Genomic DNA, 20,515 nt, shown 5'->3' with positions numbered 1-20,515 from the left:
CGATACGGTAAAATGAGCAAAATGTGCAAAGTCTTTTGCGTTAAATGCAATAATTCCTTACCAGTACACCTTTACGTCAACGCCGCCTTCCGCTGCATTATCCAGTGAAACGCGCATACCGTGCAGGGCAGCAATGCGTTTTACAATCGATAATCCCAGCCCGCTGCCCATGGCATCCTGGCCGGGTGGACGATAAAAACGCTCGCCAATACGGGCCAACGCCTCGGGGGCGATCCCCGGTCCGTTGTCGCGTACGGAGAAGCAACGGGCGTCCAGCGTAACGTCAACCACGCTGCCGCGCGGGCTGTAACGAACGGCGTTATCCAGCAGGTTACGCACCAGCAGGCTCAACAGCAGCGGCTGACCCGTGCGTTCAGCCTGCGGGGCGTTGATGTTCAGGCGAACGTCGATACCCGCCTGCTGCGCCGGATGCCAGATGTCCAGAACCGCTGATTGCAGCAAATCGGCCATCTTTATCGGTTCGACATTGTCGAGATTTTCCAGAGAGTCCAGACGCGAGAGAGTGAGGAGTTGATCCACCAGCCGGGATGCCCGGTCGATCCCCGCGTGGAGCTGCGAGAGCGCTTTTTCCTGCGCCTGCGGGTCGTCCAGAGAGAGTTGCGCCACGTCGGTTTGCACCTTCAGGGCCGCCAGCGGGCTACGTAATTCGTGGGCGGCATCGGAGGTAAAGCGGCGCTCGCGGCTCATCATCTCCTGGGTTCGGGTAAAGAGGTGGTTCAGGGAGTCCAGAAGGGGGCGTACTTCTGATGGCACGCCCTGTGTCGGCAGGGTGTCGGTGGCATCCGGCGAGCGCAGGCGCAACGTCTGCGCCAGTTTTTTCAATGGCTTAAGCTCCCGGCTCAGCAGGACAATCAGCAACAGCAGCATCACCGGTAGCGCCACCAGCCACGGCGTCAGCTGCGAGCTGACCACATCCAGCGCCATCTCCTGCCGGTATTCCCACTCCTGACCGACCACCACGCGGTACTTCCCGTCCGGCGAGGACAGCCATAAGAAACGCCAGTCATCGTTGTCGTCTTTGAGCCTGCCGTCATCAAACCCATCGCGGCGATAGTGATACGGGATGTCGCGGCCGTTTTCCCCGTCATTGAGGATCATCGTGCCGTCGGTAGCGTAAATGGCGAAGGCCAGAGCATCGTCGTCCAGGCGACCGTGCTTCACTTTTTTGGGGATCTCGCGCATCCGCTCCGGAGCGCGTATTTCATCCAGATCCATCGTCAGCAGCCGTTTAGCAAACAGCATCTGTTGGGTATCAAACAGCTTATCGAGCTTGTGGGTCGTCTGCTGCCAGGCGACAAGGCTTGCGGCAAACCAGGCCGTCAGCGACAGCAGCAGAAAAAGAAGCGTCAGACGGAGTTTCAGGCTCAGTTTCATGCGTCACCCAGGGTATAGCCGATGCCATGAACCGTGCGGATAAACTCGCTGCCCAGCTTACGCCGCAGATGATGGACGTGAACTTCCACGGCGTTACTGGAGACGTCATCGTCCCACGTATAGAGCTTCTCTTCGATCGCTTTACGCGGCAGGACGCGGCCCGCATTGCGCATCAGTAACTCCAGCAGGGCGAACTCTTTGGGCTTGAGGGCCAGCGTTTCCCCCTCCAGCGTGGCGACGAGGCTTGTCGGGTCGAGCGTCACTTTGCCGTGACGCAGTTCGCTGCGCGTCTGACCGTGGCTGCGACGCACCAGCGCCTCAAGGCGGGCGGCCACTTCGATCAGCGCGAAGGGTTTGCAGAGGTAATCATCGGCCCCCAGGCGTAACCCCTCGACGCGCTGATTCAGCGCATCCCGCGCGGTCAGGATAAGCACCGGCTCGCTGCGCCCGCTTTCGCGCCAGGCGCGCAGGATCGCCAGACCGTCGATCTCCGGTAGCGTCAGGTCAAGCACCACCGCATCGTAAGGGGCAGAACAGAGCGCCGCCTGGCCGGTTTTTCCGTCGGTGAACCAGTCCACGCTGAAGCCCATTTTGCTTAAGCCCGCTTTGATGCCATCACCAATCAGCTTGTCGTCTTCTACCAGTAATATGCGCATATCCCCTCCTTGATGGCGTCAGTAAACCCTCTGGATCCGCCTGCTGTACAGTAAAAAAATATAAATTTTCCCCTTAAGAAGTTGTTAAGGATTACCCTGTTTAATGGATTGCGACACCACATTAAAGGGAGAGATGAATATGAAAAAATTCGCTGCAATGGCTGCTATCATGATGATGACCACCGCACCGGTCTTCGCTGCTCAGGGCGGTTTTACGGGCCCATCAGCTACCCAACCCCAGACTCAGACGCAGGCAGGCGGTTTTGTTGATAACAACGCCAACCTGACAACGGCCGCGAAAGTCAAAGACCTGAAGGACGACGCCTGGGTGAAGCTGCGCGGGAACATCACCGAACGCCTGTCCGATGACCGCTACACCTTCCGCGACGAGACCGGCACGGTGGTGGTTGAGATTGATCATAAGCGCTGGAACGGTGTGACCGTGTCCCCGCAAGATAAAGTCGAGCTGCAGGGTAAGGTGGATAAAGACTGGAACGAATTTGAAATCGACGTGAAGCAGGTTATCAAGCTGACGAAATAACCCAGAAAGGGCCGCTTATCCGGCCCTTTTTCTTTGTGACTCAACTCGCCAGATAGGGTAGTATCTGCGGCAATATTGCCTGAAACCCATCGGTTTCTGAGTTGAGGAATCACACGTAATGAGCGATATGGCAGAGCGCCTCGCGCTACATGAATTCACGGAAAACGCCTACCTGAACTACTCCATGTACGTCATCATGGACAGGGCATTGCCGTTTATCGGGGATGGCCTGAAGCCCGTTCAGCGTCGCATCGTCTATGCGATGTCCGAGCTGGGGCTGAACGCCACCGCTAAGTTCAAGAAATCCGCCCGTACCGTCGGTGACGTACTGGGTAAATACCATCCGCACGGCGACAGCGCCTGCTATGAAGCGATGGTGCTGATGGCCCAGCCGTTCTCTTATCGTTACCCGCTGGTGGACGGTCAGGGGAACTGGGGGGCACCGGACGATCCGAAATCCTTCGCGGCGATGCGTTATACCGAATCCCGCCTGTCTAAATATGCCGAAGTGCTGCTGGGCGAACTCGGCCAGGGGACGGTGGACTGGGTGCCAAACTTCGACGGCACGCTGCAGGAGCCGAAAATGCTGCCTGCGCGTCTGCCGAATATCCTGCTGAACGGCACCACCGGTATCGCGGTCGGTATGGCGACGGACATCCCGCCACACAACCTGCGTGAAGTGGCGAAAGCCGCCATCACCCTGATTGAACAGCCGAAAACCTCGCTGGACGAGCTGCTGGATATCGTTCAGGGGCCGGACTTCCCGACCGAAGCTGAGATCATCACCTCGCGTGCCGAAATCCGCAAAATCTACCAGAACGGCCGTGGCTCCGTGCGCATGCGCGCGGTGTGGACCAAAGAGGACGGCGCCGTGGTGATCACCGCGCTGCCGCATCAGGTCTCTGGCGCCAAGGTGCTGGAGCAGATCGCCTCCCAGATGCGCAATAAAAAGCTGCCGATGGTGGACGACCTGCGCGATGAATCCGACCACGAGAACCCAACCCGACTGGTGATCGTGCCGCGCTCTAACCGCGTGGACATGGAGCAGGTGATGAACCACCTGTTCGCCACCACCGACCTGGAAAAAAGCTACCGCATCAACCTGAACATGATCGGTCTGGACGGACGCCCGGCGGTGAAAAACCTGCTGGAGATCCTCTCCGAATGGCTGACCTTCCGTCGCGATACGGTGCGCCGTCGTCTGAACCACCGTCTGGAGAAAGTGCTTAAGCGCCTGCATATCCTCGAAGGTTTGCTGGTCGCGTTCCTCAATATCGATGAAGTCATTGAGATCATCCGTACCGAGGACGAGCCGAAGCCCGCGTTAATGTCGCGCTTTGGTATCAGTGAAACCCAGGCCGAAGCGATCCTCGAACTGAAGCTGCGCCATCTCGCTAAGCTGGAAGAGATGAAGATCCGCGGTGAGCAGAACGAGCTGGAAAAAGAGCGCGATCAGCTGCAGGCGATCCTCGCGTCCGAACGCAAAATGAACACCCTGCTGAAGAAAGAGTTGCAGGCCGATGCCGATGCCTTCGGCGACGACCGCCGTTCTCCGCTGCATGAGCGCGAAGAAGCGAAGGCGATGAACGAGCATGACATGCAGCCTTCAGAGCCGGTCACCATCGTCCTGTCCCAGAGCGGCTGGGTGCGTAGCGCCAAAGGCCATGATATCGATGCGCCGGGGCTGAGCTATAAAGCGGGCGACAGCTTCAAGGCGGCCGTGAAAGGCAAGAGCAACCAGCCGGTGGCGTTTATTGACTCCACGGGCCGCAGTTACGCCATCGATCCGATCACGCTGCCTTCCGCGCGCGGTCAGGGCGAACCGCTGACCGGCAAGCTGACGCTGCCGCCAGGGGCGACGGTTGACCACATGCTGATGGAAGCCGACGACCAGAAACTGCTGTTGGCCTCTGATGCGGGTTACGGCTTTATCTGTACCTTTAACGATCTCGTGTCACGTAACCGTGCCGGTAAAGCCATGATCAGCCTGCCGGATAACGCACACGTTATGCCGCCGCTGGTGGTTGAGAACGAGAGCGACATGCTGCTGGCCATCACGTCTGCCGGGCGCATGCTGATGTTCCCGGTCAGCGACCTGCCGGAGTTGTCAAAAGGGAAGGGCAATAAGATCATCAACATCCCGTCGGCGGAAGCCGCGAAAGGTGAAGATGGCCTGGCGCATCTCTTCATTCTGCCGCCGCAGAGCACGCTGACCATTCATGTCGGCAAGCGTAAAATCAAGCTGCGTCCGGAAGAGTTGCAGAAGGTGGTGGGCGAGCGCGGACGCCGCGGTTCGCTGATGCGCGGCCTGCAGCGTATCGACCGCGTGGAGATCGATTCTCCTGCACGCAGCAGCGCGGGCGACAGCGAAGAGTAACGCGTTTCGATCCCCCTCTGTTCCGGAGGGGGATATCCAATAAAATTTCCCGTAAAACCGTTGTTAATTCGTGCGTTGCGATTAACAATACGCGCTCGTAATAAAGTCCTTACCTGGCCACAGGTGAAGTATAATTGTCAGCTGTCAGGGCTTCAGAGGTCGCTATGCTATACATTGTTCGTCTTATTCTTACCGTTATCTACTGCATTCTGGTCTGTGTTTTCGGCTGCATCTATTGCCTGTTCAGCCCGCGTAACCCGAAGCATGTCGCCACCTTCGGCCACATGTTTGGTCGTCTTGCACCGCTGTTTGGCCTGAAGGTTGAAAAGCGTCTGCCGGAAGGGGCGGAGAATTTCGGTAACGCCATCTATATCGCAAACCATCAAAATAACTACGATATGGTGACCGCCTCTAACATCGTGCTGCCGCCGACCGTGACGGTGGGTAAGAAGAGCCTGCTGTGGATCCCCTTTTTCGGCCAGCTCTACTGGCTGACGGGTAACCTGCTGATTGACCGTAATAACCGCGCAAAAGCGCACGGTACCATTGCGGAAGTGGTGAACCACTTCAAAAAGCGCCGCATTTCTATCTGGATGTTCCCGGAAGGCACGCGCAGCCGCGGTCGCGGTCTGCTGCCGTTTAAAACCGGGGCGTTTCATGCCGCAATTGCGGCGGGCGTTCCAATTATTCCCGTGTGTGTTTCCAATACATCGAATAAGATTAATCTTAACCGCCTGAATAACGGGCTGGTGATTGTCGAGATGCTGCCGCCGGTCGATACCAGCAAATACGGTAAAGATCAGGTCCGCGAGCTGGCAGCGCACTGCCGTGAACTGATGGTTCAGCATATTGCTCAGCTCGACAAAGAAGTCGCAGAGAGAGAAGCCGCCGGGAAGATCTAATCCGGCGTTAAAAGGGAAAACGAATTCCCGCGTTGTTAGTCGTTTCAGATGGAGCTTATATGTCACTCAGTCGGCGTCAGTTTATTCAGGCTTCAGGGATCGCCCTTTGTGCGGGTGCGATGCCGCTGACAGCCAGCGCCGCCGGGCAGCAACAGCCGCTGCCCATTCCGCCGTTGATTGAATCCCGTCGCGGGCAGCCGCTATTCCTGACGCTACAGCGAAGCCACTGGTCGTTTACCCAGGGAACCCGCGCGCCGGTCTGGGGCATTAACGGGCGCTACCTTGGGCCGACCATCCGCGTGTGGAATGGCGATGACGTAAAGCTCATCTACAGCAACCGCACGCCTGAAAATGTGGCGATGACCATCAGCGGATTGCAGGTTCCCGGCCCGTTGATTGGCGGGGCCGCGCGCATGATGTCGCCTAACGCCGACTGGGCTCCCGTACTGCCGATCCGTCAGAGCGCGGCGACGCTGTGGTATCACGCTAATACCCCTAACCGCACTGCCCAGCAGGTTTATAACGGCCTGGCCGGGATGTGGTTGATAGAAGACGAGGTCAGTAAATCTCTGCCCATTCCAAACCACTACGGCGTGGATGATTTCCCGGTCATTATCCAGGACAAGCGTCTGGATAACTTTGGCACACCGGAATACAGCGAGCCGGGTAGCGGTGGCTTTGTTGGCGACACGCTGCTGGTCAACGGCGCGCAAAGTCCGTATGTCGAAGTCTCGCGCGGCTGGGTTCGCCTGCGTCTGCTGAACGCCTCTAACTCGCGCCGCTATCTGTTGCAGATGAGCGATGGCCGCCCGCTGCACGTGATCTCCGGCGACCAGGGCTTTTTACCGGCGCCGGTGTCCGTAAAACAGCTGGCGCTTGCCCCGGGTGAACGCCGTGAAATCCTCGTGGATATGACCAACGGCGATGAAGTCTCGGTGACCTGCGGCGAAGCGGCGAGCATTGTGGATCGCATTCGTGGCTTCTTTGAGCCGTCGAGCATTCTGGTCTCCACGCTGGTGCTGACCCTGCGCCCAACCGGTCTCCTGCCGCTGGTGACCGACAGCCTGCCCATGCGCCTGCTGCCGCAGGAGATCATGAGCGGTTCGCCAGTGCGCAGCCGTGATATCAGCCTCGGCGACGACCCGGGCATCAACGGCGCGCTGTGGGACGTTAACCGTATCGACATTACTGCCCAGCAGGGCACCTGGGAGCGCTGGACCGTTCGCTCCGACATGCCGCAGTCGTTCCATATTGAAGGTGTGTCATTCCTGATCCGCAACGTGAACGGCGCGATGCCGTTCCCGGAAGACAGGGGCTGGAAAGACACCGTCTGGGTGGATGGTCAGGTTGAACTGCTTGTCTACTACGGCCAGCCTTCCTGGCCGCACTTCCCGTTCCTGTTCCACAGCCAGACGCTGGAGATGATGGACAGGGGCTCCGTAGGGCAAATGCTGGTTAACCCGGCGCCGTAAGCACAGCATTCCCGGTGCGCCGGGAATGCGTTATGCCCGCCAGAAAAAGCGCGAGCACAGGATCAACACCGGATAAATTTCCAGACGTCCTAAGATCATCGCCGCGCACATCAACAGCTTGGCTTCTTCCTTTAACGTCCCGAAGGTTGATGCCGTTTCGCCAAAGCCCAGCCCCATATTGTTGATACAGGCAGCCACCGTCGCAAATGATGTAAACAGGTCATAGCCCATCAGATTGAGCGCCCAGACGAAAAAGCCTGTGATCATCACGTAGAGAAAGAAGAAGCTCCATACAGAACGCAGGACGCGCTCATTCACCACGCTGTTGCCAACCTTGATGGTCAGCAGCGCCCGCGGATGCGCCAGCTGATTCATCTCCTGGATACTCTGCTTGAACATCATCAGAAAACGCAGGGCCTTAATCCCACCGCAGGTCGAACCCACGCAGCCACCAAAGAAGCTGGCGCTCAGCAGCAGGAATATGGTGTGGGCAGGCCAGTGGGCGTAATCGGCCGTTGAAAGGCCGTTATCGGTCATCATTGAGCTTGCCAGGAAGAAGGCGTGCACCAGACTGTCGAGAGGGTTATACATTCCCGCGTGCCAGACCTGCCAGGCGGTAATGGCGATAAGCACCGCGGCAGCGGCCAGAAAGAATCTCACCTCCGGGCTGCGGCGAATCGGCTTCAGCGTGCGTCTGACAAGGGCGACATACCAGAGGGTAAAGTTAAACGCCGAAAGCAGCGAAAAGGTGCCGGCGACAAGCTCAATCGCGTGGCTGTCATAAAAACCGATGCTCTCGCTGCGGGTTGAAAAGCCGCCCAGGGATACGGTGGACAGCCCGTGACAAACGGCATCAAAAAAGGGCATCCCCGCCAGCCAGTACGCCAGCGTGCAGGTTATCCCCAGCGCCAGATAGGTGAACCACAGGGTGCGTGCGGTATCGGCGAGCCGGGGCGTCAGACGCTCCTCTTTAAACGGGCCGGGCATTTCCGACTGGTACAGCTTCATGCCACCGATGCCCAGCAGCGGTAGGACCGCGACGGCCAGCACGATGACGCCCAGCCCGCCAATGAAATTGAGCTGCGCGCGATAATAGAGGTACGATTTGGGCAGGGCGCTGACGTCGCCGATCACCGTTGCGCCCGTGGTGGTGATCCCGGAAACGCCTTCAAAAAGTGCGTCAGCAAAGGAGAGTTGCAGGCCATCGTCCATCCAGAGCGGCATGGCGCTGATTAATGAGAACAACAGCCAGAACAGGACGATAATCACGAATCCGTCGCGGGTGCGTAGCTGTATACCGGCGTGACGGGTTGCCCGCCAGGCCAGGCCGCCTAGGCTGAAAAAGGTCAAAAAGGTGGTCAAAAAAGCAAAATAGGTTCGCTCTTTATTCAGCAGAGCGATAACCATCGGCGGCAGCATAGACAGGCTGTACAGAAGAACCAGAAACCCGCAGAGATGAAGCACAACCCGCAGCTGGGAGACATGTAACGAATCGTTGAACTTCACAACAGAACTCCGCGCAAGAACCTGTTCCGGGGGAAAATCACCGGAAGTTAGAGTGAATATTATGAGCCAAAATAAACAGGGCGCTGTATTTTAACGACTTCTGTGAATATCTGTCTGCCTCTTGCATCCTTTTCTTCAAATCTGGCGGATGAACAGCGTATAATCCGGCTCCTTTTGTCTATTTTTTCTTCGGAAGCATTATGAGCGCAATTTCCCTGATCCAGCCGGATCGTGACCTTTTCTCGTGGCCCCAGTACTGGGCGGCCTGCTTTGGACCGGCGCCGTTCCTGCCGATGTCCCGGGAAGAGATGGACCAACTGGGCTGGGATAGCTGCGATATCATTCTGGTCACGGGCGATGCCTACGTTGACCACCCGAGTTTCGGTATGGCCATCTGCGGCCGCATGCTTGAAGCGCAGGGCTTCCGCGTGGGGATCATCTCCCAGCCAGACTGGAACAGCAAAGACGACTTTATGCGTCTGGGTAAACCGAACCTGTTCTTCGGCGTGACCGCCGGCAACATGGACTCGATGATCAACCGTTATACCGCCGACCGTAAGCTGCGCCATGACGATGCGTACACACCGGATAACGTGGCGGGCAAACGCCCTGACCGCGCCACGCTGGTCTACACCCAGCGCTGTAAAGAAGCCTGGAAAGATGTGCCGGTGATCCTGGGCGGCATCGAGGCGAGCCTGCGTCGTACCGCGCACTATGATTACTGGTCTGATACCGTGCGCCGCTCGGTGCTGGTGGACTCCAAAGCCGACATGCTGATTTACGGTAACGGCGAGCGTCCACTGGTAGAAGTGGCGCACCGTCTGTCGCAGGGCGAGCCGGTGAGCAGTATCCGCGACGTGCGCAACACCGCCATCATGGTGAAAGAAGCGCTGCCGGGCTGGCGCGGGGTGGATTCCCGCATCATCGATATGCCGGGCAAAATCGATCCTATCCCGCACCCGTATGGCGAAGATCTGCCGTGCGCCGATAACAAACCGGTTGAGCCAAAGAAAGCGGAAGCGAAGGCTATCGTCGTGCAGCCGCCGCGCCCGAAACCGTGGGAAAAGACCTATGTGCTGCTGCCGTCCTACGAGAAGGTGAAAGCCGATAAGGTGCTCTACGCCCACGCGTCCCGTATTCTGCACCATGAAACCAACCCCGGCTGTGCGCGCGCGTTGATGCAGAAGCACGGCGAGCGTTTTATCTGGATCAACCCACCGGCGATCCCGCTCTCCACCGAAGAGATGGACAGCGTCTTTGCGCTGCCGTACAAACGCGTGCCGCACCCGGCGTACGGCAACGCCCGTATCCCGGCGTATGAGATGATCCGCTTCTCGATCAACATTATGCGCGGCTGCTTCGGCGGCTGTTCCTTTACTCTTGTTTTTATGTATTTAGAGTTAAACTCTACTTTTCTATTTTTAGAATTCAAGCTATTCATCGTAATTGAGAGATATCCTTTTAATGTTCAGCAAGCCTGTTAAAAGCACTTTATCTGAACCGCGTTTTGCCTAAATCCTGCTCAATATATACTCTCCCTGAGTTCTGAAATCCTCAAATTCCCCAATCTTAAAGCATTGATACATAGATGATGTCAGATAATGCGCAATCATCTCACCGCCAATATGGATCCGTTCCGGGTGTGGGTATGTCGCCTGTATAGCCCTTTGTTCATTCATCATTACAGGAATTGTCTGCAACAAATCCCCATCCAAGATTTGGCACTCAGGTTTTACTCCTGTTCCGTATTGTAATTGCTCTGATTCGAAATCATGGACTGAGCGATAGGCGAACGAAACGATATTTCCTGTTTCCTCGCAAATTGCGAACTGATAAACACTGGTTGTCACCGTTGAAGAAGAGGGAATTGCATGGTCATGCTTGTATTGTTTCCACAGCCTCCTTAGACAGGCCGATGTATGATAATTGAGATTTTGTATACCTGATACGACCATTCTGGTTGATGCTTCAAGCAACCAGGTGTTAGAAAATCCACCTGCCCCCGTTCCTGCTATGATGGTTCTTAGCTGGGGGATGTAACCTGCTTTGGAAACAAAAGATAACGGCTCCCCATTATCGGTGACGGCAAGGGTATCTGTTACAATCAGTGCTTGTGCTTCGTCTGTATAAAATATCAGTGATGACATATTTTCCTCATCCAGAAAAGACATTACATGAATCACAGAACAGGTCACTACAACCACGTGAAAGGGAGTCAGACCATTTTCCAGAGGTAAATATATTCTTGTGTTTGGACGCGTTGCGGTTCTCTGTAAAAAATATATAGCACAAACAAAAGTCCCCGCAGGGATAAATATAGTTATATGCGCTTTTTCTGCTGGCTTTTACAATTGAAAGTGACAGGTAAACGAAATGTGTTACAGGTTTCTTTTGCTTTTCGTTGGGTTCTGTATATGCGAATTTACCCTGTGTGTTATTTTTGCAATGGACTCAGGCTGTATTCAATCAATTAAGGTTTACTTCTGGCATTAAGATGTATCCGTTGCCTGTTTTTTAAGGGCACGGTTTGTGCCGGGAAATGAAAATCACATCTTAAGTTCTTCACTCAAAGGATTTGTGATGTTTATCACGTATGGTCCGGGTAACGTGTTGAGGTCAATGTATTGCATCGTGATGGTGTCGTTACATCTTTTACTTTCCTCCTGATTTGCATATTCACTCCCGGCAACCTGGTTGTTTGTTTTTTCTTCTTCCGGATTTATAGTGTAGGCATGAGGTGGCGTTTCAGGGCGACAGACTGTGAGGATAATCACTAACATTCATGCGCGTTATGGGCGTGTCAGCAAACTGGATGCAACAGAGCCGAAACTGAAATTTGAACCCGGATTTCTGTATGCTGAAATACCTTATATTAGCGGCATCCAGAATCGAAAACTGAGCCGATATGTACACTTTTATCTTATGGATAAAGCTATCCTGCAGGCCAGGGATTTAAAGCCTTTAGCCCGGGCATTTTTACGCTGGATAAGGTGGCTGGAGGATAACGGACTTGACCCTTTCACCCCGGGAACGTTGAAATACCAAAGCCCTACATATGGCTTCAGGGAGTATCTTCTGGGGGCCGTAAGGCAGGGGCGCATCGCCTCATCCACCGCGGCGGTGTACATCAGCGTTATCCGACGGTTTTACGTATTTCTGGGCAAGTGTGGTGAGCTGGCTGCCAGCTCATTTTTTACGTTGGTCGAAAAAGTCGTTGACGGGCGACGCAAGGTGATAAGTTCGGATCTTGCCATCAGGATAACCAGCACAACAAAAAGGACAATCAACCCACTGAATGATGCAGAGGTTCATATCCTGGATGAGGCACTGAAATCTGAGTCCGGGTTGTTCAGTTTAATGATTGTGCTGATGAAAAATTGTGGGCTACGGCTGGATGAAATGCTGACCCTGCCGTCGTCACTCTTTACTGAAGAGTACCTTGCCAGTGTCCCTGTATCTGAGTTGACCATCAGGGGGCTTCATATTGGTCCGAGATGCGGAGTTCATACGAAGTTTGGGATGACGCGAGAACTCTTCATCACCAGACGATTGTACGAGCAGGTTCTGGATTATCTGGCGGATGAGGAGTATGAAAAGAAGATCCAAAAATGGCGTGCACGACAGGGTGGGGAAGGGCGGCACGAGCCTTTATTTTTAATGGCAAACGGGAAACGGATGTCTGAAAAAGCCTTTTACTCCCGCTGGTACAGTTTTCGCCATCGCCTGGCCCGGTCTGCTCCGGGAAATGTGTTCAGACATAAACCCCATGATTTGCGGGCAACGTTTGCGACCCATTTTTTACGCTCGGCACTGAGTTGCTATCCCGATCAGGCCGCAAATGCGCTGGGTACAGTAAAATACTGGATGGGCCATAAAAGCGAAAATACGACGATGAAATACATCGTCTTTCTTCAGCAAAACCAGATTTCTGATGCAGTCGCCGGGGTCATGGACGCATTGATTGACGGTGCTGCAGGTCGCGATGGAGCCATATATGAGCCGGAGTGAAACGCAGATAACGTGGATGGCCGAAAATGTGCTGTCATGGGAGACGGTCAGCGGACACATCACTCAGCGGGATCTGAACCGATATTATTTACTTGACGTTTATCTTCAGGCTCATTTTTCAGATTATGTGTTGCTCCCCGGATGGTTTAGTGAACATTCGCATCTTGCCCGCCCTGAAAAACGCGATTTTATTGCCTCTCTGAAACGATTTCTTCTGTCTTACCGTCCCGCCGGAAGGTTAACCATTTTCCGTTATCTCAATATGTTTTTTATATGGCAGTCAGTCAATCAGTATGACTATGGCACGGCTGAAGGCGTTGAAATGTATATTAAACATCTCATGAACGATATTCGTCGGCGAAAAATTTCAGTCAGGATGGCAAGACACTACTTGTCCGTGGTCAACCGGTTTTTGCTTACGGGCGGGCAGATTCAGAGGCGGTATGAATATGAATTCTTACCGAAAGGAACGTATCAGCAGCAGGGAAGGGATAGCTATACCAGGAATGAACTTTCCGAGATCCTGAGGCAGTTGTCATCCATGAATGAGTTCCTTGCGGGATGTATCCGGGAGCATATCGCTAAATCGGAAAAAGGGGTGCGGCATTTCTCACCGTCTTTGCTGGCACCTGTTTATGAAGCGTATTTCCGGTATCCGGGAGAGAACGGGGTCAGCAGGGCAGAGATCATCATCAGGGACGTTCTGGAAAATTACTTTCTTACTTCTTTTTTTCTGTTCTGTTACCACACATGGGGAAACACCTCTCAGGTTCTGGGTCTGACGCGGGATGATATACATCTGGATGAAAAGGGTATCAGCACTGATTATGTTTATAAGGGGAGAGCGAATAAGTATATACGTCTGACGATAGGTAAATCGGAGTATGTGACCAAACGTGCGGGCTATTACTGGTTTCTGTCTTTTATCAGGCTCAGGGACGACATCGTTAACTATCTGGTTTCCGCAGATAACTTCCCTCCGGTACAGGCGCTGTTTCTGAGTGAGCCGCAGGTGAAATTCCGTAAGCTTTATTCTCTTAATCCCAGTCATCTGACTAAATTTTCTAACTCTGAGGGGGCGTGGGCCACGATGCGGCAGCTTAATCCCTCGCTTCCATCAATTACCGTTTCTGGCTTGCGCAAAACGTCTGAGCAGTATACGGACAGAACATTAAAGAATGGTCTGATTACGGCGGAAAAAGCACAGCATAACTGGGGCACTTACAGGCGGAATTATGCTGCAGGTAACCCACAGGGGGCGAAGGAAAACTTCAGTGCTGCACTTGATACGCTTATGAATCAGGGGATTGCGACACGTGCGTTATCCGAGCGGGTAAAAGTTGCTGATGAGCTGGGGATCGATCTGCGTGGAAGCGATGAGGGTGTGGATCTTTTATTGAATGGCCTGGGATGTCGATCGCAGGAGCCGCCTACAGATATTGAATTGCGCTTTATAAAAAAGCAAAAACGATTTGGCCGGACACCAAAGGCTTGTGCGGATTTTTCTCATTGTGTCGAATGTTCAAAAAGTTGCGTTGTGGAAACGCTGGAGTCTGTATGGCTCCTGCTGTCATTCAGGCATGCTATCGAGTATGGAAAACCGTTGTACATCGGTTCGGTCAATGCTGTGGAGCGTTATGAAACGTTACTCCTGAAGATTGATTTACGGCTTGTGTCAACAACGGGTAAAAAGTGATCCACTTACCGCCACCACCAACGGTTTAATATTGATCCACCTTGTTTACTCAGGATTAGCTTCAGCGATAACCCCGGCCTTTCGTTTCTGCTTCAGTCGATAGCTTTCCCCTTTTATTTGCACGACATGTGAGTGATGTAAGATCCGGTCCAGCATCGCCGATGTCAGCGCTGCATCACCGGCGAACGTCTGATCCCACTGCCCGAACGGCAGGTTGGAGGTCAGGATCATCGCGCTCTTCTCGTAACGTTTGGCGATGACCTGGAAGAACAGCTTGGCTTCCTCCTGACTGAACGGCAGATAACCTATTTCATCGATGATAAGCAGCTTCGGGGCCATGACACCACGATTGAGAGTCGTTTTGTAACGGCCCTGACGCTGTGAAGTGGACAGCTGTAGCAGCAGGTCCGCTGCTGTTGTGAAGCGAACCTTGATGCCCGCCCGTACTGCTTCGTAGCCCATGGCTATCGCCAGATGCGTTTTTCCCACGCCCGATGGCCCCAGCAACACGATGTTTTCGTTACGCTCTATGAAGCTCAGGGATCGCAGCGACTGGATTTGCTTCTGAGGAGCGCCGGTGGCGAAGGTGAAGTCGTACTCCTCGAACGTCTTTACCGCCGGGAAGGCTGCCATCCGCGTGTACATCGCCTGTTTACGCTGATGCCGGGCCAGTTTCTCCTCATGTAACAGGTGCTCCAGGAAGTCCATGTAGCTCCATTCCTGATCCACCGCCTGTTGCGACAGCGCCGGCGCTGCGCCGATAAGACTGTCCAGCTGGAGCTGTTCGGCAAGCACCATCAGCCGTTGATGTTGCAGTTCGACCATCATGCGGCTCCTCTGCAGAACGTGTCATAGATGGAGAGCGGATGATGCAACGGCTGCCTGTCGAAGGTCATCAGGCTTTCATCAACCTGCACATCATACTGTTTTTTCTCCGGTGGCAGTGCCAGCATGGATTGCTGTTCCTCCACCCAGCGATCGCAGGGGCGGGTCTGGATAGTTTCATGCTTACGTTGATTGGCCACATCGTACAGCCAGCGCAGGCCGTAACGGTTTGCGGTTTCAACATCGACGGTGATCCCCATCGGACGCAGGCGTGTCATTAACGGGATATAGAAGCTGTTGCGGGCGTACTGCACCATCCTCTCCACCTTGCCTTTAGTCTGCGCCCTGAAGGGACGGCACAGGCGGGGAGAGAAGCCCATCTCTTTGCCGAACTGCCACAGGGAAGGATGGAACCGGTGCTGCCCGGTCTGGTAAGCATCACGCTGCAGCACCACCGTTTTCATATTGTCGTACAGGACTTCCTGCGGTACACCGCCGAAGAAGCTGAACGCATTGCGGTGACAGGCTTCCAGCGTGTCGTAGCGCATGTTGTCGGTGAACTCGATGTAAAGCATTCTGCTGTATCCCAGAACAGCGACGAACACATGCAGGGGTGACTTGCCGTTTCGCATGGTCCCCCAGTCAACCTGCATCTGCCGTCCGGGCTCGGTTTCGAAGCGAACGACCGGTTCTGCCTGTGCTGGCAGGGTCTGTTTACGGATGAACTCTCTCAGGATAGTAAGCCCTCCACGATAGCCCAGCTCCATGATTTCCCTGGCAATAACGGTCGCCGGGATTTTGTAGGGATGCGCATCGCTGATCCGCTTAGAGATGTAATCACGGTATTCATCGAGCAGTGATGATGGTGCCGGGCGTGGTGAATACTGCGGCTTTTCAGATTTGGCTTTCAGGTGGCTGCGGACAGTATTGCGCGAAATACCCAGCTCCCTGGCAATGGCCCGGATACTCATTCCCCGCTTGTGCAGGACTTTAATTTCCATACGAATCTCAAAAGTGATCATAAGCTCCCCTGTATTCAGAGGAGCAGATTAACCCCTGGATCAATTTTCAACCGCTGGGGTGGATCAGTTTTGCACCGTTGGTAACAGCTTGGGCTGGTAGATGAGGCGACCCTGAAAAAAGCGCGCGTTAAACTTCAGCGAGAAGGTGTGGCTCCGGTATGGCAGATTTGAAGAAAAAAGAGGTAAGCCGTAGTCGAATGGCGGAGTTTCCTGCCGGAACGCCGCTTCGTTCAGGGGATGAGTTTCCGACTGAGGATATCATCTGTGAGGCACTAGAAAACAAAAGCTTTGAACGTCTGAATAACTGCCTGGTTATCGCCAGCTCAGATGAACATGATATGCGTTTTATCAATGAGGAGACGCTGAATATTTATTTCAGGGATGATGTCTGGACCAATCGCTATGTCAGAACCCATATTGGTGAAACGTTAAGAACCGTTAATTTTTCAGGCATACGGGATCCTGAACTGCGTCTTGAAGCCAAAATCATCTCAGCCAGCCTGCTCTGGATTGTCGGCAGGACCGCGAAGACGCAGTCACTGATCCGGAAATGTGCAAACATTGTGGCGGGAGCCCGTATTATTGAGTCTATGGGGTATCGCAGTCTGTTTCAGCTTCGTTTTCCGCTTGTCCGGAATGCTTTCATTGTAAAGATGAAGGAGGAGGATGAGCACGGCAGGAAGCGTTCTGAAAGAACATTACGTAATTACTTTATGGACCTGGCGGATATCTCGCTGACAGGTCATACCCGTCTTCGAAAATACGGTTACTTTCCTGATATTAGCTTCGACAGTTACAACAGTGTGGATGATTCAAACCAGACATATTGTATGCCTTTCAGTCTTATGATGTCTGTCTGGGAAGGGCTGATTACTGAACTGGATGCTGAAATCAGTGATTTCGATTTTGACGGGTTTTCCCGGCTGTGCGCTATCATAAACGGTTTTTATGATTCGCCTTACTATACGTCGATGCTGGAAGCCCGTAAAAGAGGGACAGCAAAAAGCATACCGGATTACCGGGCCGCGTATTACTACAATATTGTTGCCGGGGAAATTCGGGCGCTTTTCGCGACACTTGGCCCCGGGATGCAGGGCTGGTTCTCGGTACATAAAAATAAGCGCTGGAGATCTGATTTTATTGGCGTTGATCACATAAAGCTGAACACCTGGCATTTTGAGCTGACGTTAAAAGTCATGAATGTGATACAGGCCATGTCGGGGATGAGACACAGCGAAGTGCTTGGCGTGATGCACGGTTCACTGATTTATGATGGTGATATCCTGGGACTTCGTTCGGTGTTGCATAAGTTCGCCCCGGAAGGTGGAAGTCACGAAGACTGGGTTGTTTGTCGCTATGTGGAAAAGCCTTTTCAGCATTTACGCAGAATTAATCAAATCATGACAGGCCTGGACGGGAAGACGCTGGACAATGTTCCATTGTCTTTAAATATCAGGTCGTGGTTCTCGGAGCAAAAACTCTCTTTTATGGGGACGCAGCGCCAGACTGAGTGGGCAAAGAAATTTGTGAAAAGACACCATCTGTTCATCCGACGTGACCATATTGATGAGTTCAGGCTTTTAAATCCAAACATACGTGATGATGAACGCGTTGCGATGGAGATTCGGGAGGGGGCTTTCTGGCCATTGCGAACCCATCAGTTTCGCCGTTCACTTGCTGTACACCTCAGGCGTCTTGATCTGATTTCTACTAATGATCTTATCCGGCAGTTTAAGCACTTAATCAGAGGCATGACGGAGTGGTATATGTCCGGTGCACTCAACGCTTCGCATTTTAGCCGGGCGATCCCTCAGGCATTCGCTGCCGAGATTGAAAGGGTTGATACCGAACTCTCAGCTTCCAGGGCTGTTTCTTATCAGCATGAAGGCCTGCTTTATGGCGAAGGCGGGAAGTTACTGATGTCCCAGAGAGGTGGGCACTTACATCAGATGACGTTTCCTACACTGAAAAAAGCGATGAGCATGGCTAAACGAGGCGGGCAAAAACTGGTATCTCTTGGAAACGGTTTTTATTGCATGAATGGCCATGACTGCGAGTTTAAGGCGGTTGTTCAGTCAGCGTCCTGCAATCCGGGATGTGAGAACATGCTGGCCGGAGCTGATTCTGTTCCCGTGTGGAAACGCAGGATGGCTCATTATGACAACCTTCTGGAGATTGCCGTGCGAAATAATGCTCCTCAGGCTGACAGGGATTTTCTGATGCTTGAGAGAGATTTTTATGCAGATGCTGTCCGCTTTTTTGAAAAGGATGAATAGAGCATGACGAACGAACAGTCGGGGGTTAAAAAAACACAGGCAAGAGCAGAGCAGGCCCTGAGGGAACTGATGTTATCAGGGGAGCGTATCAGCCAGTATGCTGTGGAAAAACGAGCGGGGCTGGCAAACGGCACCCTGAATTATAACTGTCCTGAGTACAGGCAGGTCAGGGAGGCTATCCGCAGTCTGAAAAAAACGTGCCAGGGCACCGCGCCGGTTGATGAGCAGGGCATTGAGCAGCAGATCAAGCTGAAAGAAAAGTATCGCCGTCAGAGAAATGAGCTGAGGGAAGAAATCAAAAAGATGATGGCTGAAAATGTAGAGCTGTTACATAACCTTATACTTTTACAGCAGTATGTCAGGGAGCTTGAACGCAACACCGGGAGGGAGAAAGGGGACGTCATTCCGTTCTCGGGTGGTGTCAGGGACTGAGGCTATACTGAACGGAAGGACGCGAGGTGAATCGCCACGCGTTTAACAGACACCTCAGAGTCATTTATGGACTGACCCCGCCCCGGTAGACGATCCTGCCCTATAGTTTGAGCATAGGAGGAGCGTATGGGCACACCACGATTTACACCTGAATTTAAGGAAGAAGCCGTCCGTCAGATAACAGAACGCGGTTATTCCGTTGCCGAAGTATCCGACCGTCTGGGCGTTTCTGCACACAGCCTCTACAAGTGGCTACGGGCTATCAAACCTGATAACAGCGAACAGCATGCCCGGGATTTACTGGAAGCCAAAAGCGAGATCCTGAAACTCCGGGCGCAGCTAAAACGCACCGAAGAAGAACGGGATATCCTGAAAAAGGCCGCGCGGTACTTTGCAAGGGAGCCCGACTGAAGTACCGCTTTATCAATGAACACCGCACTGTATGGGGTGTGATGACGATGTGTCGGGTACTGAATGTCGCCCGGGCCGGGTTCTATGCGTGGCTGCACAACCCGGTCTCGGCGCGTGATAAAGATAACCAGCGTCTGCTGATGCTTATCCGCGACTCATATTCACTGAGCGGAGGCGTATACGGTTACCGGCGGGTTCATGGCGACCTGAACGAAATCGGGGAAACCTGCGGCAAAAACCGGGTGGGTCGTATTATGCAACAAAACCGGATCAAAGCCGTACGCGGCTATAAAGCGCCGCGTCGTATCGCCGGCCGGCCTTCAGTGGTTGCCCCTAATCGCGTGCAACGGCAGTTTACTGTTGTCCGGGCCAATCAGGTCTGGGTCACAGATATTACTTATATCCGCACCTGGCAGGGCTGGCTGTATCTGGCGGTGGTTATCGATCTCTTCGCCCGTAATGTGGTCGGCTGGTCGATGAAGCCCACTCTCTCACGCGAACTGGCACTCGACGCGCTGATGATGGCCGTCTGGCGGCGAAAACCGGACGGCGAGGTCATCGTGCACTCAGACCAGGGCAGCCAGTACGGCAGTGACGACTGGCAGCGCTTCTGCCGGGCTAATAACCTGGCCCCGAGCATGAGCAGGCGTGGCAACTGCTGGGATAATGCGGTGGCCGAATCGTTCTTCAGTTCGCTGAAAAAAGAGCGGATCAGAAAACGCATCTATAAAACCCGGGATCTGGCCCGGGCCGATATCTTCGATTACATTGAAGTGTTCTACAACCGGGCCCGGCGCCACAGTCACCTCGGCGGCCTCAGTCCGGAGGCCTTCGAACAGGCCTCATCGTGAGGACAGAATTTGTCTACGGGCGTGGGGTCAGTCCACTAGGGTTACCTAATTCACCTATGTCTACTTCTGGCACAATGCAGAAATGAGATAGATTTACTTTATCCGCTTCTCGCTCAAAGCTGTCCGTAATCCCCTGCCTGCTTAA

General features: G+C 53.7%; 15 protein-coding genes and 1 pseudogene. 10 read left to right on the top strand and 6 right to left on the bottom strand.

What is annotated here, in order from left to right:
- Positions 1 to 57: 57 nt before the first annotated feature.
- Together qseC and qseB are read right to left on the bottom strand one after the other, a co-directional pair.
- Complete coding sequence (qseC, locus tag ACQG19_RS20940) at positions 58 to 1,395, bottom strand: quorum sensing histidine kinase QseC (protein ID WP_246932579.1); 1,338 nt, start codon at positions 1,393 to 1,395, stop codon at positions 58 to 60.
- Positions 1,392 to 2,051, bottom strand: coding sequence for a quorum sensing response regulator transcription factor QseB (gene qseB, locus ACQG19_RS20935; protein ID WP_020689493.1), 660 nt, complete (start codon positions 2,049 to 2,051; stop codon positions 1,392 to 1,394). Before qseB ends, qseC begins: the two co-directional genes overlap by 4 nt.
- 139 nt (positions 2,052 to 2,190) lie before the next feature.
- Between qseB and ACQG19_RS20930 the strand changes: the two genes are divergently transcribed.
- The 4 genes from ACQG19_RS20930 (at position 2,191) to ftsP (ending at position 7,343) form a co-directional block, all read left to right on the top strand.
- Positions 2,191 to 2,592 carry a YgiW/YdeI family stress tolerance OB fold protein gene (locus ACQG19_RS20930; RefSeq protein ID WP_020689494.1) on the top strand — a complete coding sequence of 134 codons (402 nt, stop codon included), beginning with the start codon at positions 2,191 to 2,193 and terminating at the stop codon, positions 2,590 to 2,592.
- 118 nt (positions 2,593 to 2,710) lie between these two features.
- On the top strand, positions 2,711 to 4,969 hold the full coding sequence (parC, locus tag ACQG19_RS20925) for a DNA topoisomerase IV subunit A (protein ID WP_020689495.1): 2,259 nt from the start codon (positions 2,711 to 2,713) through the stop codon (positions 4,967 to 4,969).
- A gap of 164 nt (positions 4,970 to 5,133) precedes the next feature.
- A complete protein-coding gene (gene plsC / locus ACQG19_RS20920) occupies positions 5,134 to 5,871 on the top strand; it encodes a 1-acylglycerol-3-phosphate O-acyltransferase (RefSeq protein ID WP_013098722.1) in 738 nt (245 codons plus the stop codon).
- A 59-nt stretch (positions 5,872 to 5,930) separates the two neighbouring features.
- Positions 5,931 to 7,343, top strand: a complete 1,413-nt coding sequence (gene ftsP, locus ACQG19_RS20915) for a cell division protein FtsP (protein ID WP_013098721.1) — start codon at positions 5,931 to 5,933, stop codon at positions 7,341 to 7,343.
- Between the two features lie 30 nt (positions 7,344 to 7,373).
- On the opposite strand, the gene ACQG19_RS20910 is transcribed toward ftsP, so the two are convergent.
- Positions 7,374 to 8,849 (bottom strand): TrkH family potassium uptake protein, encoded by a 1,476-nt coding sequence (locus ACQG19_RS20910; RefSeq protein ID WP_047351849.1) that lies wholly within the window; start codon positions 8,847 to 8,849, stop codon positions 7,374 to 7,376.
- Positions 8,850 to 9,049: 200 nt separating this feature from the next.
- Between ACQG19_RS20910 and ACQG19_RS20905 the strand changes: the two are divergent.
- Positions 9,050 to 10,225 (top strand): annotated as a pseudogene (locus ACQG19_RS20905) (YgiQ family radical SAM protein); the annotation flags it as partial.
- Positions 10,226 to 10,360: 135 nt separating this feature from the next.
- Here ACQG19_RS20905 and ACQG19_RS20900 read toward each other — a convergent pair.
- Complete coding sequence (locus ACQG19_RS20900; protein WP_223826471.1) at positions 10,361 to 11,020, bottom strand: hypothetical protein; 660 nt, start codon at positions 11,018 to 11,020, stop codon at positions 10,361 to 10,363.
- A 589-nt stretch (positions 11,021 to 11,609) separates the two neighbouring features.
- Here ACQG19_RS20900 and ACQG19_RS20895 point away from each other — a divergent pair.
- Both ACQG19_RS20895 and ACQG19_RS20890 read left to right on the top strand, forming a co-directional pair.
- On the top strand, positions 11,610 to 12,857 hold the full coding sequence (locus ACQG19_RS20895) for a tyrosine-type recombinase/integrase (RefSeq protein ID WP_007897923.1): 1,248 nt from the start codon (positions 11,610 to 11,612) through the stop codon (positions 12,855 to 12,857).
- Complete coding sequence (locus tag ACQG19_RS20890) at positions 12,844 to 14,553, top strand: hypothetical protein (RefSeq protein ID WP_426725981.1); 1,710 nt, start codon at positions 12,844 to 12,846, stop codon at positions 14,551 to 14,553. The genes ACQG19_RS20895 and ACQG19_RS20890 overlap by 14 nt, the downstream gene beginning before the upstream one ends.
- A 45-nt stretch (positions 14,554 to 14,598) precedes the next feature.
- On the opposite strand, the gene istB is transcribed toward ACQG19_RS20890, so the two are convergent.
- Positions 14,599 to 15,381 (bottom strand): IS21-like element ISSen3 family helper ATPase IstB, encoded by a 783-nt coding sequence (gene istB, locus ACQG19_RS20885; protein ID WP_001531258.1) that lies wholly within the window; start codon positions 15,379 to 15,381, stop codon positions 14,599 to 14,601.
- Positions 15,378 to 16,400, bottom strand: a complete 1,023-nt coding sequence (istA, locus tag ACQG19_RS20880) for an IS21-like element ISSen3 family transposase (RefSeq protein WP_000627495.1) — start codon at positions 16,398 to 16,400, stop codon at positions 15,378 to 15,380. Before istA ends, istB begins: the two co-directional genes overlap by 4 nt.
- A 158-nt stretch (positions 16,401 to 16,558) precedes the next feature.
- On the opposite strand from istA, the gene ACQG19_RS20875 reads away from it, so the two are divergent.
- The 3 genes from ACQG19_RS20875 (at position 16,559) to ACQG19_RS20865 (ending at position 20,370) form a co-directional block, all read left to right on the top strand.
- Entirely contained in the window at positions 16,559 to 18,676 is a 2,118-nt protein-coding gene (locus ACQG19_RS20875) for a hypothetical protein (RefSeq protein WP_017384059.1), read from the top strand.
- A gap of 3 nt (positions 18,677 to 18,679) precedes the next feature.
- Positions 18,680 to 19,108 (top strand): hypothetical protein, encoded by a 429-nt coding sequence (locus tag ACQG19_RS20870; RefSeq protein WP_017384060.1) that lies wholly within the window; start codon positions 18,680 to 18,682, stop codon positions 19,106 to 19,108.
- Between the two features lie 126 nt (positions 19,109 to 19,234).
- Positions 19,235 to 20,370, top strand: a protein-coding gene (locus ACQG19_RS20865) for an IS3 family transposase (protein ID WP_201405648.1) whose coding sequence is annotated in 2 segments (ribosomal slippage) — positions 19,235 to 19,481 and positions 19,481 to 20,370 — 1,137 coding nt in all. Because the reading frame shifts where the segments join, the coding sequence is not laid out codon by codon here.
- The last annotated feature ends 145 nt before the right edge of the window (positions 20,371 to 20,515 follow it).

This window comes from Enterobacter cloacae complex sp. 277I4, from assembly GCF_050031465.1.
Classification (GTDB): domain Bacteria; phylum Pseudomonadota; class Gammaproteobacteria; order Enterobacterales; family Enterobacteriaceae; genus Enterobacter; species Enterobacter cloacae.
This window is presented reverse-complemented; position numbering and strand designations above follow the sequence as displayed.